We start from the raw sequence: 12,524 nt of genomic DNA on the forward strand, positions 1-12,524 counted from the left end.
TTTAAGTGAATTACTAATTCAGGAAGTGTTATAATAATTTTACAGATCGTGGAGGTGGAGAGAGCTTGTGAAGGAAATAAGAGAACTATGGATGATTACATTTAAAATATTTTTAGAATTAATAAGAATTATTATCCTTTTTTCCATTATTGGATGCGTGATGTGGGGAGGCGCCAGGCTTATGTATACCTCTTTTGATATAAATGTTGATGGTTCTTACGCTGGGTGGCTGGGGGGAATCGCCATATATAGTTTATTGTTTGTCCTCTATCGTAATAAACTGCAGTTTTCGGGATTTTATAATGGTCCATATCGCCAAAAATTATCCCCTACAACCACTACCATTTTTATTACGATTTCCGTTTTTTTATTAATACTGCCACTTTTTTTGCGTCCTCATTTTTAATATAGTTTCATTTGATACATCAAAAAGAATGAAAAGAGGTTTACTACTGTGAAAGAATGGAAGGATAGGGCAGAAGTATCTTTTGTCACGGATATTTCCCGATTCGATTACCTGAACCAGCAAATTCAAGAAGTGGCTGAAAAATTCAGTTTCAATCATCAGCAACTTGCGAAAATATTTGATTTACCAATGACTGAGCTGGATGGTTTATTGAATAACAAGGCCAGTATCACGACTGAGCAGCTAGATAAGATCGAACGAAAAATAGCTATGTTATGTGCTGGCTTTGAAGGCCTTGATGCAAGGGAAAGAGCCGCATTGCTTTTGAATGACCTCATTAAGGATTACATGTTTTCAACGGCTAGTGTCGCGAAAATGATTCATGTAGAGGAAAAGGACTTAATCGATTTTAGACAAGAGATATCGATCGATAAGAACGTAGAATTGAAAATTTGCGTGAATCGTATCATGCTTCATTTTGTATTACATGACTAATGACAAGCCCTGGTATTTTGGACTAAATCATTCACGAAGGATGAATAAAAATTCTTCTCTTCTTCGCTGACATTCTTCATCACTTCCACGATTTCCTTCATACATAGTAATGATGAGAACCACACACATTAACCTCAAAAAGTATGGGGGTTCCAAAATGAAAAGTGCCAATAAAGTGTATGTGCTTTTATTTATCGTAGTTTTCTCATTTTCTTCAACCGTATATGCAGAAGAACATAAGGAAGGTATTCTTGTATACCATGTGAAATATGATTATGAAGCTATAAGTAAATTTTTGGGCATGACAGTGCAGGAATACGACCAAGAGTGGAGGAAAGGTCTTTCGATTGCAGAGATGGCGGAGAAAAAAGGAACTGCTAGAAGAGATGTAGAAGGCTATTTTTATCAATTTCATTATGAAGAAATGCAAAAATGGCGAAAAAAGGGTGTCATGTCGGAGAAACACTATTTCCATCTTGTGTACGGATTAGCCGATGAAATAGAGGAATTTATTGATCGTAATCCCAACCGATAACATTTCTCTATACCCTAAGAGTTGTTCTTTTAAAGTTTAAAGGCAGAAATGTTGTTTGCACAACATTTCTGCCTTCGTTCATTTATTTTTGTGTAATACGCTCGAAAAACTCCAGTGTTCTGTTCATATCCGTAACATGTTCATTGCATGTTTGACTATCTGCACAAATGTAATTACTGTGGTTGGTAAACGTGCCAACCACCTGTCCTTTAATGGACGTAGTAAATAAGCCTACATCTGAATGGCGATTACAGATTGCGCAAATGCCGCGAACCGTGTTATTGGCAAATATCCCTTTGATCCCTTTTAGCTGCCCATTTTGCTCAAGGACAACATACTTTCGATGTGTGCCAGCATCATCCCAAGCAAGATAACAAATTTGCTGAAAATCGAGTGCTTCTAGATTTGGTAGCTTGAGCTTCTTTTCCTTTTTAAATAAGGCTTTAAGCGTACTAGCGGTCACCGGCTTGAACGGGATGACATATGGTTTTAATTGCTCTAAAAATGCATCCCCTTGTGCACGATCTGTGACAGCAAAAAGCTGGTCAATCAGCTCTGTTTCTGCTGCTGATAATGCTAATTTTGTCGTTACCTCCGTATCAACAAGGCCACGTACTGCTAGGATAACGTTTTTATCCTTTGTTGTTGTCAGTGCATGTAAAATTTTATTTAATTGCTGTTCTAATAAATGATAGTTGGCAACCGTTAAAAACGGCTGAATTGTTTGTTGTTCCATTTGAAATCTCTCCTGTTTATTAGGCTATTTGATTACTTTTTGGCCTAAAGAGATCATTCAATTTCTGTTAGTTTATAACTTAATCTTGACCTCTTTGACCTAAAGAAGTCGTTCTAGAGCATGCATTACAAGTGAATGCGATCATTTAGATCCCTCCTTTAAAGCAAACGTTGATTTATATGGGTTTACATGAGGTTTTATAATAGGTTGAATTAAATAGGCAACCAATTTACATTAATTTGTTATAAATTATAAGTGTCTATAGATATAGTAACATGTGATTGCCCTAATTGCTCTTGAATTGTTTTGAAATTACTCCCTTTACATTGGCATAAGAGGCAAAGGTTCATGCAAATTTATTAGACGAAATTGTTTGTCTATAATCAACATTTCCATCTTCATTATATGTAGGACACTATTTATTTTTCTTTTGTTAGGCTAATTTTTGTAATTTTGATGTATAAGAATTAGGATTGTTTAATTAATTTTAATGAACTAATTATATTTCTACCATAAAAAAGAATAAAGTAAATTAGTGTAACATTTATAAAGAAATAAAGTATATTAAAATTAATTTGAGTAATGCCATTTTTAGTAAATAGAGCAATTGCGGATGATAACTCATTCTCACCGATGTAACTTATAAAGGGGAATGGGGCTCCAAATTTGTTAGAACCAAAAGATGCAAAGAAAATGGACATTAAGCTCATTATAATGCTAATCCATAACAACGCCTTTTTGTTTGTACCTTGCATTAAGTCATCTCCTTTTATATTTTAACTACCCAATATTATTATACCGTAAAAAGTTGAATATGGTAATATTTTGGGGATTTATAATAAAATATTATCCAGAATGTTTATTGTAGTTTTTTAACATATTGATTATAACAGCTTATGAAAATTTGAAAATTGATAAAGCACTGTTTATTTTCTGAATTGTTGGAAAGGTAATAAATTGGTATAATGGACTGAATTGGTTAATGAAGGGGGATTTATGATGAAACAGATGACTGAACGTAAATTAATGAATGCTTGGAGAATTTATACATTGTAGGAGGCACTATGCTATTAAATAAAGAAGGTTTTGATTTATGGGCCGATGGATACGACCAAACGGTACAACACAGTGAGGAAAAGTATCAATACCCATTTGCAGGCTATAAAGAGATTTTAAATAAAATTTTCAATGAAGTGATGGCTGTTCCGGCTTCCACTGTTTTAGATATTGGCTTTGGAACAGGGGTATTAACGGCAAAGCTTTATGAACAGGGGCATTCGATTTATGGCTTTGATTTTTCTGCGAACATGATTGCCATTGCCAAGGAAAAAATGCCAGAGGCTCACTTAATGGAGTGGGATTTAATGAATGGCTTGCCACAGGAGCTATTACAGCAGCCCTATGATGCGATTATTAGTACGTATGCGCTCCATCATTTTACAGATGAGCAAAAGGCTTTGTATATCACACAATTATTACAGCACCTATCACCAACAGGGAAAATTTTAATTGGCGATGTAGCTTTCCAGACAAGAGAGCAGCTGGAGCAATGTCGTCAAGATAGCGAGGGATACTGGGATGAGGATGAATTTTACTTTGTCCATGAGGAGCTAAAGGTTGCCTTACAGGAAATTTGTGAGTTAACATTTTACCCACTATCGCATTGTGGTGGAGTCTTTGTGATTAGTCGGAAGAATATAAATGCTGATTAGTGACCCCTTATATGGGGAGTTCGAGATAGATGGTTTGTTAGAGGAATTGATTGTAAGTAAGCCAGTTCAACGCTTAAAGGAAATTCATCAGGCTGGGGCAGGCTTTCTAGTAAATAGCAGGTGGACTATTTCAAGATTTGAGCATTCTGTAGGTGTCATGCTGCTTATTAGACAGCTTGGCGGTTCATTGCAGGAGCAGGTGGCAGGCTTATTACATGATGTGTCCCATACCGCTTTTTCCCATGTGGTGGATGTGGTCCTTGAAAATGAGGCGGAAGATTATCATGAAGCAATATTCATGGATGTTATCAAACAGTCTTCGATACCTGCAATTCTTGAAAAATATGGCTACGAAGTAGAGAACATACTAGATACATCCAGATGGTCGTTACTTGAACAACCTGCTCCAGCATTGTGTGCAGATCGTATCGATTATACATTAAGAGATATGTATTTTTATGGAAATTTAGCACTGGAAGATATCCGAAAATTTTTACAGGACTTATTCGTTTGTCAGGGGAAACTGTGTGTTAAAACGATTGAGCGTGCAGAATGGTTTGTAAAAATTTATTATCAGGAAGTGTTAGATTTTTTCTTGCACCCTTTAAATATCTATGCGACAAGTTCGTTAGCGAATGTATTAAAGCTGTCACTAGCAAAACAAATTCTAACGCTTGAAGATTTCCTAAAGACTGATCATGAGGTAATGCAGCAGATGAAGACTTCACATGATCAAGACGTTCTTGCTCTTTTACAACAATTACATGAAAATGTAGAGGTAAGAGAAGAACAAGAGAATTATGATATTCATTTTCGCAATAAAGTGCGACTCATCGATCCAGCTATCTATCATCAACAGCAACTATGGAAGGCGAGCGAGGTATCTAACCATGTCAAAGCAATGAATGTCTCTGCTTTGGAAAGGTTTGAGCAGGGTGTTTATGTGAAAATAATCAATGAGGAGCTGTCATAGGGCAGCTCCTTTTCTTTAGGCAAACATGGATAAAATATATTTGCCAGAAAGCATAAATAGGGCATAGACAGCGAGCGCGCTCATAACAGAGATGCTTGGTTTAAACCAGCTTGTTAGGAGAAACGTAAGCACAGTAAATAATAGCATGCCTCCAAATACCGTGTTTTGAAGAACAGTATGAAATGTATCTTCTTTCATATTTTTCATTTGCATGCCCATATTAATGAGCGTCAATATCGGTAAGGCCGTAATAATACCTGATAAAAATAAATACTTAGATTGGCTAAGTAGTAGCGCTAGCACCATGATTGTGCCACCTACTAAAAAATAGAGAAAGTATAACATGGGATGCCCTCAATTAAATTCAGAATAGAGTAATAATACTGTAGAACGTAAGTGTTCACAAGTACCCATTGATACTATTTAGCAAGAAGCGCAGAAAGATAGATGTTTATGAAAAATAGATAGAATTTTTGGGAGGGGGTGAGTAGTAATGTCCATTCTATCCTTTATGCTTTTATATGTAGTAGGCATACCAATCTCTACGCTGCTGCATGAAATTGGGCATGCATTGGGTGTTATAGTATGTTCAAAGGAACGAGCCCATGTTTATTTAGGTGCAAAAAATCTTCCTGAAAACTTGCGTATAGGTCGTATACATTTCCATATTCGATGGGGATTGTTTGGCTTCTGTACCCCACAAAAAGGGAGTAGCTTAACGCGCAAGCAGTCGCTAGGATTTATAGCGGGTGGTCCTATCATGACTTTAGCAGTATTACTTTTTGCCAGCTATCTAGCCTGTTATTTTGCTGCTCCTTTTTTATTTAAATACTTTTCAATTTCTTGCAACAGCAGTCCCGCTAATTTATCCAAAATGGTATAAGCCCTATGCAGGTTTACCCTCAGATGGCTATCAGATGCTAAGCTTACTGAAGAAAAATATCTGAAAATAAAAACTTTAACGAGGTCGCTTTTAATATATCGTTGTATACGATATAATCGTTTTGGACGATATATTAAAGGAGTTATTACAATGATTAAAGATATAAATGATTATTTTACAACGATATTCTATCATCTACATACAACCCATGAAGATGTTATTTCCCATCAAAGTGTGCGTATTTTGCAAATGATACAAAAGGAAGAGGAAGTGACGGTGCGTGATATAGCAGGGTTACTAAATATTTCTCCTAATACGGCATCAGAGCATGTGAAAAAGCTAGAGCGCCATAGCTGGGTGATGAAGGAGCGAGCAAGTGACGATCAGCGTAAGGTCATGTTGCATTTAACAGAAGAGGGGCAACAAGTGCTGAAGAAAAACTCGGAGCTAGATGATGATAAGCTACAGCATGCCCTTAATCAGCTAACTGAGCAGGAGCAGCAAGCCATTCTACAGGCGTTTCGACGTCTAAGTGAGGTGGCAAAATAATGTATACATTCTTTAAAATTTTGAGTTCAGCAGCTATCATTGGAGTTGTGACGGAGGTTGCACGACGATTTCCTACCTATGGAGGAATTATTGCTGCGTTGCCATTGGTGAGTATTTTAAGCATTATTTGGCTGACAGTGCAAAGTGAGTCGAGTGAGCATATTCAACGCTTTACGGTAGGCGTTATCGTTGGCTTGCCTGCAACGATGTGCATGCTATTTGTGATTTACATGGCGATGAAATCCTCCGTACATATTGTACTAGCTATTGGACTTGGTGTGCTATCCTGGGCTGTATTTTTAGGCATACAAAAAGCGATTGCAGGGGTTTTTCATATTTCCATTTAAGAAGGAGTTTATAAAATGACGATTATTGCCATACATCAACTACCAAAACGAACTGTAAGCGAATTTTTTCAGGAACATTGGGGTACGACAGAGATGGTCATTTCCAGTGGCATTTATGATTGTAGTGAATTAGCGGGCTTTGCTTTTATGAATGAGCAACAAATGATGATCGGTTTAATCACCTATATCGTGCGGGAAGAGGACTGTGAAATCATTTCGTTAGATAGTACGGTTGAGGGGAAAGGTATTGGTTCTGCTCTTGTGAAAGCGGTAGAACAAGCAGCAATGGAGCAGGGCTGTACAAGCATATCACTTATTACAACAAACGATAATTTATATGCATTGAAATTCTATCAAAAACGAGGCTATTGTTTAATAGAAATACTGCGTAATGCAGTGGAAAAAGCAAGAGCCTATAAGCCTTCTATCCCACTCATTGGTAATGATGGTATTCCAATACGAGATGAAATACGTTTACAAAAACAACTTGACTGTCAATAAGTCAGGTTGTTTTTGTTATACTAGTTGGGAGGAAAGAGAGGGAAAGTATGAAAAAAATACTATTTATTTTAGTACTGAGTGTGCTTGTGGTCGGAGCAATCTTTATGATTTATCTCAAGAGCAATCCACCACTTGTTATTCAAAGCTATAGCAGCAAACAAGGCAATGAAGCAATCAAAATCATCGCACTTGAAAATACAGGGCTGCGTGAAATTAAGCTAAAGCAAATACTGGTGAATGATCTGCGTCCTGATAACGCGAAGCTAGTAATAAGTAAGTCAGAACCTTTTGAGGCGGAAACAAAGCTAGAGGGAAATGATCAACTATCTTTTCATAAATTAGCACAGCGAACGATCGTACCTCAAAGATACATAAATCAACAAGCTATTGGCGAGCAGCCACAGCATTATGCAGTACAAGTTCTAGCATCTAACAACCAGAAAGTAACGATACACTATGAATACTTAAAAATACCTTTTACGCTTACAGTTGAGCTTCAAGCCAACAAATAATCACTTTTTGTCTTATCCTTTATGCCTGTGTCAATTTCTAAGATTGTTTGGTGAAAAGCTCCTATCCCTCCTAGAACATGGTAATATTGTATTAACAGCAATTGTGATACTAGGAGGGACCTAATGGCATTTATCATCTTGGGTATAGTACTATTTATCTGTGTTATCACTGTGGCATTAGTGTTTATGAAAAAGCTTTTAAAAAATGATATTATGCTTGAAGTGACAGCCACTTGTGAAGGAAAAAATGAAGACAATCAAGCGATTATGAAGATATATTTTAGGTATTCCATTGGACGTCTTGCCAGAAGGAAACGAGAAATGATAGGCAGTATTGAATGGTCTGAAGGTTGGATGCCTGTCAGCTATAATTTAAAAGAACATGGCGTGTATGATGAAGAACGACTTCTGTATGCAACGAATGAGCAAACGTATTCCACCTTTGAAATCAACGCGACAAATGCGCTTGACGAGCAAGGACGTGGAGAGGGCTACGTGGTCCTTGTATTAGAAAAGCCAAATACCTCTCATATGTCCCGAGCGGGTGTTATTCTCGCTGTGACAGCCAATATGGTTACATATCAATTATCAGACTCGACTAGCTGGCACAATGATATGCTAGCGAACTAGCTATCCAATGTATTGGATAGCTTTTTTGGTATTTACAAGTAAAAATAGGCTGTTTATGGAACCAATTGCGGAAAATAACGTATAGAAAGAAGAAGGACTTGCAGGAGGAAGGAGGATATAGATGTCCGAACAACATAGCAAATACAATGATTCAAGGCTTGTCACAATAGATGAGCAAATATGTGCACTTTTGCAGCAACGAAAAGAGCAAGCTGCTCTTACTCCAGGCTTGCCTTCGGATGATGCCATTTCGAAATGGGCACAGCAATATGGTTTCGATGATACTTTTTTAGCGTTGTTCTTCCAGTTGATTAAATCAGAAAAATACTATACTTCAAAGGTAGAACCTTCAGGCTTCCGTCACTATATCCCTGTATTGAAAACGGTAGCAAAGGGAGAGCGTTTGTATACGGTTTCTTATGTTCGTCAATATGACAATGCAAGTGTAGTGCAATTATTAATCGATTGGGATGAGCAGCAAGAACCTCAGCTAACGATTCAGCAAAAATTAGAACGAAAACATTTTGGTCTATACATTGATGCGTCCTATGAATGCCGAAGTAAAGGTACAGGTGGCTCAAATGGACATGAAAGCAGTACGTATGTGGTGACACCACCCTTGCCAGATGATTTAAGTGGACTTCATTTTGTTTTTACAGAATACGAGGATGCCTTTGAAGAAAAGCCGACAGGGTGGGCTATCACCATACAAGGTTAGGGGGATATTTAATGAAAAAATGGATGTTTCCACTTGCCCTCATCATCCTATTGACAGCTTGTCAAAGTCCCAAGCAGGAGATACATTATATCGCCAAAAGTGAGCATTGGAAAGCCATCTATCATAGTAATGGTGAGGTGGGCTTACGCTTATTTTATCTGGGAGATGATGATGATTTGGGGCCTTTAGAAATTACAATTGAGGGGACAAAAGAATCCCAAAATTTAAGTGATGTTCAGTTAAATAAAGATGGCTATTATTCCTTCACAAAAAAAGAAAGTGAGAAAATCTTTAAACGAGAAACAAAGCCAATGATCCATGTAGAATGGCAATCTGAAGATGAGACCTTAGAAGTGAAAAATCATTAGGGGTTAATAATAAAATGCGAATTGAACAGCGCGAAGATATAGTGATTATTGATGGGCTAGAAATCAGCGGTACGATTCAAAAAAATCAACAATGCCCGAGTTGTCAAAATTCCATCATCTATGATGACACGTTTGATAGTTATTTTTGTGCGATGTGTAATGAGTGGCAAGAGGAGGCATGTGATGACCCGCATTGTCACTATTGTGTTCAACGTCCAGAACGCCCATTGCAAGTCCATCGCTAAATTTTTTTCTTTTTTAGTGTTTGACAAAGAATTCACTATTCGTTATAGTAATTAACAATTTCATACAAAATGAAATGGGCAATGATAAGGACAAGAGATGCGATTAACCATTTATAGAGAGGGGGGCCTTGGCTGCAAGCTTCCTAATGTCGTATTCCCATCTTACTACCTTGGAGCCGTGCTTGGAAACTTGCACCGTTTTTTTTGCGGCGTTACAGCAAAATCAATGAGCCACTAGCCTATAAACTAGTGGGAATTTGGGTGGAACCACGGGTAATCAACACATACTCGTCCCTTCTTAGGGGCGGATATGTGTTTTTTTTATCTACACAATTATGCCAAGGTGTAATTGATTTTATTACTAAAAGGAGTAGAGAAACATGTCAAATCAACGTATTCACATTCAATTTCCAGATGGTCAACAACAAGCATTTACTAAAGGTGTGACACTAACCGATATTGCACAAGCGATTCGTCCAGAGCTTCGTAAAAAGGCAGTCGCAGGGAGTGTTAACGGAACCATCATTGATTTGACGCGCCCGATTATGGAAGATGCACAAATTACATTGTACGATGCAAGCTCAAAGGAAGGGATCGAGGTCATTCGCCATTCTACGGCCCATTTATTAGCGCAGGCAATTAAACGACTTTATCCACATGCACAATTTGGAGTAGGACCAGTCATTGAAAATGGCTTTTATTATGATATAGATATTGCTGATACACTGACACCGAGTGATTTACAGCAAATTGAAAAGAAAATGAAACAAATTGTACAGGAAAATATCCCGATTCATAGACGCGAGGTTTCACGTGAAGAAGCAAAGCAATTATTCGCCCATGATGCGTTAAAGCTAGAGCTGTTGGAGGCAATTCCTGTAGATGAGCTAGTTACGATTTATGAGCAGGGAGATTTTTATGATTTATGTCGTGGTCCACATGTCCCGTCTACAGGCAAATTACAGCATTTTAAATTAATGCATGTGTCAGGCGCTTACTGGCGAGGCGATAGTAAGAATCAAATGCTTCAGCGTATTTATGGCGTTGCCTTTGCTACAAAAGAGGAACTGCGCGATCATTTTATCTTCTTGGAGGAAGCAGAAAAGCGAAATCATCGCAAGCTAGGTAAAGAGCTATCGTTATTTATGTTTTCAGAGGAAGCACCTGGTATGCCCTTCTATTTAGCCAATGGTCAAATTTTACGCAATGAACTGGAATCGTATTTGCGACATTTACAAGCAAAATATGACTATAGGGAAGTACGAACACCGCTGATGATGAACCAACGCTTATGGGAGCAGTCAGGTCACTGGGATCATTATAAGGACAATATGTATTTCACACAGGTGGATGACCAAAGCTTTGCCTTAAAGCCGATGAACTGTCCTGGGCATATGCTGATTTTCAAAAATGCCTTACATTCCTATCGGGATTTACCTATACGTATGGCAGAATTTGGGCAAGTGCACCGACATGAATTTAGTGGCGCCTTGAATGGTCTGTTACGTGTACGAACTTTTTGTCAGGATGATGCCCATATTTTTGCAACACCACAGCAAATTGAGGATGAAATTGCACTGGCCTTAAAGATTATAGATGAAGTGTACAACGTCTTTGGATTTGCGTATACGATTGAATTATCGACACGACCAGATGATTATATGGGTGATTTGGCACTGTGGGATCAAGCAGAAGCAGCACTTGAAAATGTCCTAAACAATTTAGGTATTGCCTATACAATTAATGCAGGGGACGGGGCTTTCTATGGACCGAAAATTGACATCCATATTAAAGATGCGATTCAGCGCAGTCATCAATGTGCAACGGTTCAACTTGATTTCCAGCTACCAGAGAAATTTGATTTAACGTATATTAATGAGCACAATGAAAGGGTGAGACCTGTTGTCATCCATCGTGCAGTGTTTGGCTCAATTGATCGCTTCTTAGGTATTTTAATCGAGCATTTTGGCGGAGCATTCCCAACTTGGCTGGCACCACAGCAAGTCCAAGTGATTGGAGTAGCTGAGGCACATCAAGGCTATGCCAAGCAAGTTGTTGAAGCTTTACAACAGGCAGACATCCGTGTGCAATTAGATGACCGTCAAGAAAAGCTCGGCAAAAAGATACGAGAAGCCCAATTGCAAAAAATACCATATATTGTGGTTATCGGTGATCGTGAGGTTGCCAACCGAACTGTAGCTGTTCGCAGACATGGTCAGCAAAATTCCACTGATAAGTCACTACAGCAATTAATAGAAGAAGTCACAACAGCCATTCAACAAAAAAGTTTAGCTTAATTTAAGTAAAGAAAGCTTGCGATGAATGTTCGTCATTCATCGCAAGCTTTTTAATTGTTAAGAAATTTTTACTTCTATTTTTTTGAAATGACTACTAGAATCTACATGGTGTGCATACAATGAATTAAAGGTGCTTGGAACTTTCTTGAAAAAGCGAATGTCCCAGTATTACTTCTTGTGTTTCAGCGTCGATGACAAGAAATTTGCGATAGGATTCATCGGTATTGTGCTGAAAGGATGCTAAAAAATAAACTTGTCGATTGGGATGAATAAAAGTATGTTGAGAGAGGTCTATTGTTTCCTGTTTACCATCTGTTTGTAAATAAAAACGTTTTGTCGCATTTGCTACATCTTTAAAAGCCATCTTTTGACGAATATTCAATGAAGCATTGGTATATTCCTCATAAATCGCACGATTAAGCTGCTGATAAAATGTGTCCTCATCACGAAACGATTGAAATTGGTTGTTTGGGTATTGATATAGTGTATTTATTTCAGTTGGTGTGCAAAGTGTGGGTGATGTATGGTCTACTGAATGTTGAGGTGGCAATAATATTTTGGAAACAACCATAAAAGTTAAGATGAATACGTGCATCATTCAACCTCCAAATGTTTTC

General features: G+C 37.7%; 18 protein-coding genes. 15 read left to right on the forward strand and 3 right to left on the reverse strand.

Features of this window, described 5'->3' with window-relative positions; translation table 11 throughout:
* Nucleotides 1–67: 67 nt before the first annotated feature.
* The 3 genes from MKY76_RS10825 to MKY76_RS10835 all read left to right on the forward strand — a co-directional run bounded on the left by MKY76_RS10825 (nt 68) and on the right by MKY76_RS10835 (nt 1,436).
* Nucleotides 68–406, forward strand: a complete 339-nt coding sequence (locus MKY76_RS10825; protein ID WP_342557826.1) for a hypothetical protein — start codon at nt 68–70, stop codon at nt 404–406.
* Nucleotides 407–454: 48 nt separating this feature from the next.
* Complete coding sequence (locus tag MKY76_RS10830; RefSeq protein ID WP_342557827.1) at nt 455–901, forward strand: HTH domain-containing protein; 447 nt, start codon at nt 455–457, stop codon at nt 899–901.
* Between the two features lie 157 nt (nt 902–1,058).
* Nucleotides 1,059–1,436: a hypothetical protein gene (locus MKY76_RS10835; protein ID WP_342557828.1), complete on the forward strand. Its 378-nt coding sequence runs from the start codon at nt 1,059–1,061 to the stop codon at nt 1,434–1,436.
* Nucleotides 1,437–1,518: 82 nt separating this feature from the next.
* Here the strand turns inward: MKY76_RS10835 and MKY76_RS10840 are convergent, their stop codons facing one another.
* Nucleotides 1,519–2,172, reverse strand: a complete 654-nt coding sequence (locus MKY76_RS10840) for a FusB/FusC family EF-G-binding protein (protein ID WP_103118033.1) — start codon at nt 2,170–2,172, stop codon at nt 1,519–1,521.
* A 1,064-nt stretch (nt 2,173–3,236) separates the two neighbouring features.
* Here MKY76_RS10840 and MKY76_RS10845 point away from each other — a divergent pair.
* Complete coding sequence (locus MKY76_RS10845; protein ID WP_103118038.1) at nt 3,237–3,884, forward strand: class I SAM-dependent methyltransferase; 648 nt, start codon at nt 3,237–3,239, stop codon at nt 3,882–3,884.
* Nucleotides 3,874–4,857, forward strand: coding sequence for an HD domain-containing protein (locus tag MKY76_RS10850; protein ID WP_342557829.1), 984 nt, complete (start codon nt 3,874–3,876; stop codon nt 4,855–4,857). Before MKY76_RS10845 ends, MKY76_RS10850 begins: the two co-directional genes overlap by 11 nt.
* Before the next feature lie 15 nt (nt 4,858–4,872).
* Here the strand turns inward: MKY76_RS10850 and MKY76_RS10855 are convergent, their stop codons facing one another.
* Nucleotides 4,873–5,202, reverse strand: coding sequence for a hypothetical protein (locus MKY76_RS10855; RefSeq protein ID WP_342557830.1), 330 nt, complete (start codon nt 5,200–5,202; stop codon nt 4,873–4,875).
* A gap of 148 nt (nt 5,203–5,350) precedes the next feature.
* Here MKY76_RS10855 and MKY76_RS10860 point away from each other — a divergent pair, with 148 nt between their 5' ends.
* From MKY76_RS10860 to thrS, 10 genes are all read left to right on the forward strand, one after another.
* Nucleotides 5,351–5,740: a hypothetical protein gene (locus MKY76_RS10860; RefSeq protein WP_257961070.1), complete on the forward strand. Its 390-nt coding sequence runs from the start codon at nt 5,351–5,353 to the stop codon at nt 5,738–5,740.
* Nucleotides 5,741–5,890: 150 nt separating this feature from the next.
* A complete protein-coding gene (locus tag MKY76_RS10865; RefSeq protein ID WP_257961069.1) occupies nt 5,891–6,289 on the forward strand; it encodes a MarR family transcriptional regulator in 399 nt (132 codons plus the stop codon).
* Nucleotides 6,289–6,636: a DUF3147 family protein gene (locus MKY76_RS10870; protein ID WP_016993931.1), complete on the forward strand. Its 348-nt coding sequence runs from the start codon at nt 6,289–6,291 to the stop codon at nt 6,634–6,636. The genes MKY76_RS10865 and MKY76_RS10870 overlap by 1 nt, the downstream gene beginning before the upstream one ends.
* Before the next feature lie 15 nt (nt 6,637–6,651).
* Nucleotides 6,652–7,137: a GNAT family N-acetyltransferase gene (locus MKY76_RS10875; protein ID WP_257961068.1), complete on the forward strand. Its 486-nt coding sequence runs from the start codon at nt 6,652–6,654 to the stop codon at nt 7,135–7,137.
* A gap of 47 nt (nt 7,138–7,184) precedes the next feature.
* Nucleotides 7,185–7,649: a hypothetical protein gene (locus tag MKY76_RS10880; protein ID WP_257961067.1), complete on the forward strand. Its 465-nt coding sequence runs from the start codon at nt 7,185–7,187 to the stop codon at nt 7,647–7,649.
* 123 nt (nt 7,650–7,772) lie between these two features.
* Entirely contained in the window at nt 7,773–8,279 is a 507-nt protein-coding gene (locus MKY76_RS10885) for a hypothetical protein (RefSeq protein ID WP_112118757.1), read from the forward strand.
* A gap of 121 nt (nt 8,280–8,400) precedes the next feature.
* On the forward strand, nt 8,401–8,997 hold the full coding sequence (locus MKY76_RS10890) for a hypothetical protein (RefSeq protein ID WP_342557831.1): 597 nt from the start codon (nt 8,401–8,403) through the stop codon (nt 8,995–8,997).
* 11 nt (nt 8,998–9,008) lie between these two features.
* Nucleotides 9,009–9,365 (forward strand): hypothetical protein, encoded by a 357-nt coding sequence (locus tag MKY76_RS10895; RefSeq protein WP_054549268.1) that lies wholly within the window; start codon nt 9,009–9,011, stop codon nt 9,363–9,365.
* Between the two features lie 14 nt (nt 9,366–9,379).
* Entirely contained in the window at nt 9,380–9,610 is a 231-nt protein-coding gene (locus MKY76_RS10900) for a hypothetical protein (RefSeq protein WP_259418902.1), read from the forward strand.
* Between the two features lie 380 nt (nt 9,611–9,990).
* On the forward strand, nt 9,991–11,907 hold the full coding sequence (gene thrS / locus MKY76_RS10905) for a threonine--tRNA ligase (protein ID WP_342557832.1): 1,917 nt from the start codon (nt 9,991–9,993) through the stop codon (nt 11,905–11,907).
* A gap of 124 nt (nt 11,908–12,031) precedes the next feature.
* Here thrS and MKY76_RS10910 read toward each other — a convergent pair whose 3' ends face one another.
* On the reverse strand, nt 12,032–12,505 hold the full coding sequence (locus MKY76_RS10910) for a hypothetical protein (RefSeq protein ID WP_313872187.1): 474 nt from the start codon (nt 12,503–12,505) through the stop codon (nt 12,032–12,034).
* Between the last annotated feature and the right edge of the window lie 19 nt (nt 12,506–12,524).

The organism is Lysinibacillus sp. FSL P4-0201 (assembly GCF_038593425.1).
Taxonomy (GTDB): domain Bacteria; phylum Bacillota; class Bacilli; order Bacillales_A; family Planococcaceae; genus Lysinibacillus; species Lysinibacillus capsici.

Bases quoted from the DNA above. Each gene is read 5' to 3' on its own strand.
- MKY76_RS10835 (WP_342557828.1), top strand. From the start codon at position 1,059: ATGAAAAGTGCCAATAAAGTGTATGTGCTTTTATTTATCGTAGTTTTC.
- MKY76_RS10840 (WP_103118033.1), bottom strand. From the start codon at position 2,172: ATGGAACAACAAACAATTCAGCCGTTTTTAACGGTTGCCAACTATCAT.
- MKY76_RS10845 (WP_103118038.1), top strand. From the start codon at position 3,237: ATGCTATTAAATAAAGAAGGTTTTGATTTATGGGCCGATGGATACGAC.
- MKY76_RS10850 (WP_342557829.1), top strand. From the start codon at position 3,874: ATGCTGATTAGTGACCCCTTATATGGGGAGTTCGAGATAGATGGTTTG.
- MKY76_RS10855 (WP_342557830.1), bottom strand. From the start codon at position 5,202: ATGTTATACTTTCTCTATTTTTTAGTAGGTGGCACAATCATGGTGCTA.
- MKY76_RS10860 (WP_257961070.1), top strand. From the start codon at position 5,351: ATGTCCATTCTATCCTTTATGCTTTTATATGTAGTAGGCATACCAATC.
- MKY76_RS10865 (WP_257961069.1), top strand. From the start codon at position 5,891: ATGATTAAAGATATAAATGATTATTTTACAACGATATTCTATCATCTA.
- MKY76_RS10870 (WP_016993931.1), top strand. From the start codon at position 6,289: ATGTATACATTCTTTAAAATTTTGAGTTCAGCAGCTATCATTGGAGTT.
- MKY76_RS10875 (WP_257961068.1), top strand. From the start codon at position 6,652: ATGACGATTATTGCCATACATCAACTACCAAAACGAACTGTAAGCGAA.
- MKY76_RS10880 (WP_257961067.1), top strand. From the start codon at position 7,185: ATGAAAAAAATACTATTTATTTTAGTACTGAGTGTGCTTGTGGTCGGA.
- MKY76_RS10885 (WP_112118757.1), top strand. From the start codon at position 7,773: ATGGCATTTATCATCTTGGGTATAGTACTATTTATCTGTGTTATCACT.
- MKY76_RS10890 (WP_342557831.1), top strand. From the start codon at position 8,401: ATGTCCGAACAACATAGCAAATACAATGATTCAAGGCTTGTCACAATA.
- MKY76_RS10895 (WP_054549268.1), top strand. From the start codon at position 9,009: ATGAAAAAATGGATGTTTCCACTTGCCCTCATCATCCTATTGACAGCT.
- MKY76_RS10900 (WP_259418902.1), top strand. From the start codon at position 9,380: ATGCGAATTGAACAGCGCGAAGATATAGTGATTATTGATGGGCTAGAA.
- thrS (WP_342557832.1), top strand. From the start codon at position 9,991: ATGTCAAATCAACGTATTCACATTCAATTTCCAGATGGTCAACAACAA.
- MKY76_RS10910 (WP_313872187.1), bottom strand. From the start codon at position 12,505: ATGATGCACGTATTCATCTTAACTTTTATGGTTGTTTCCAAAATATTA.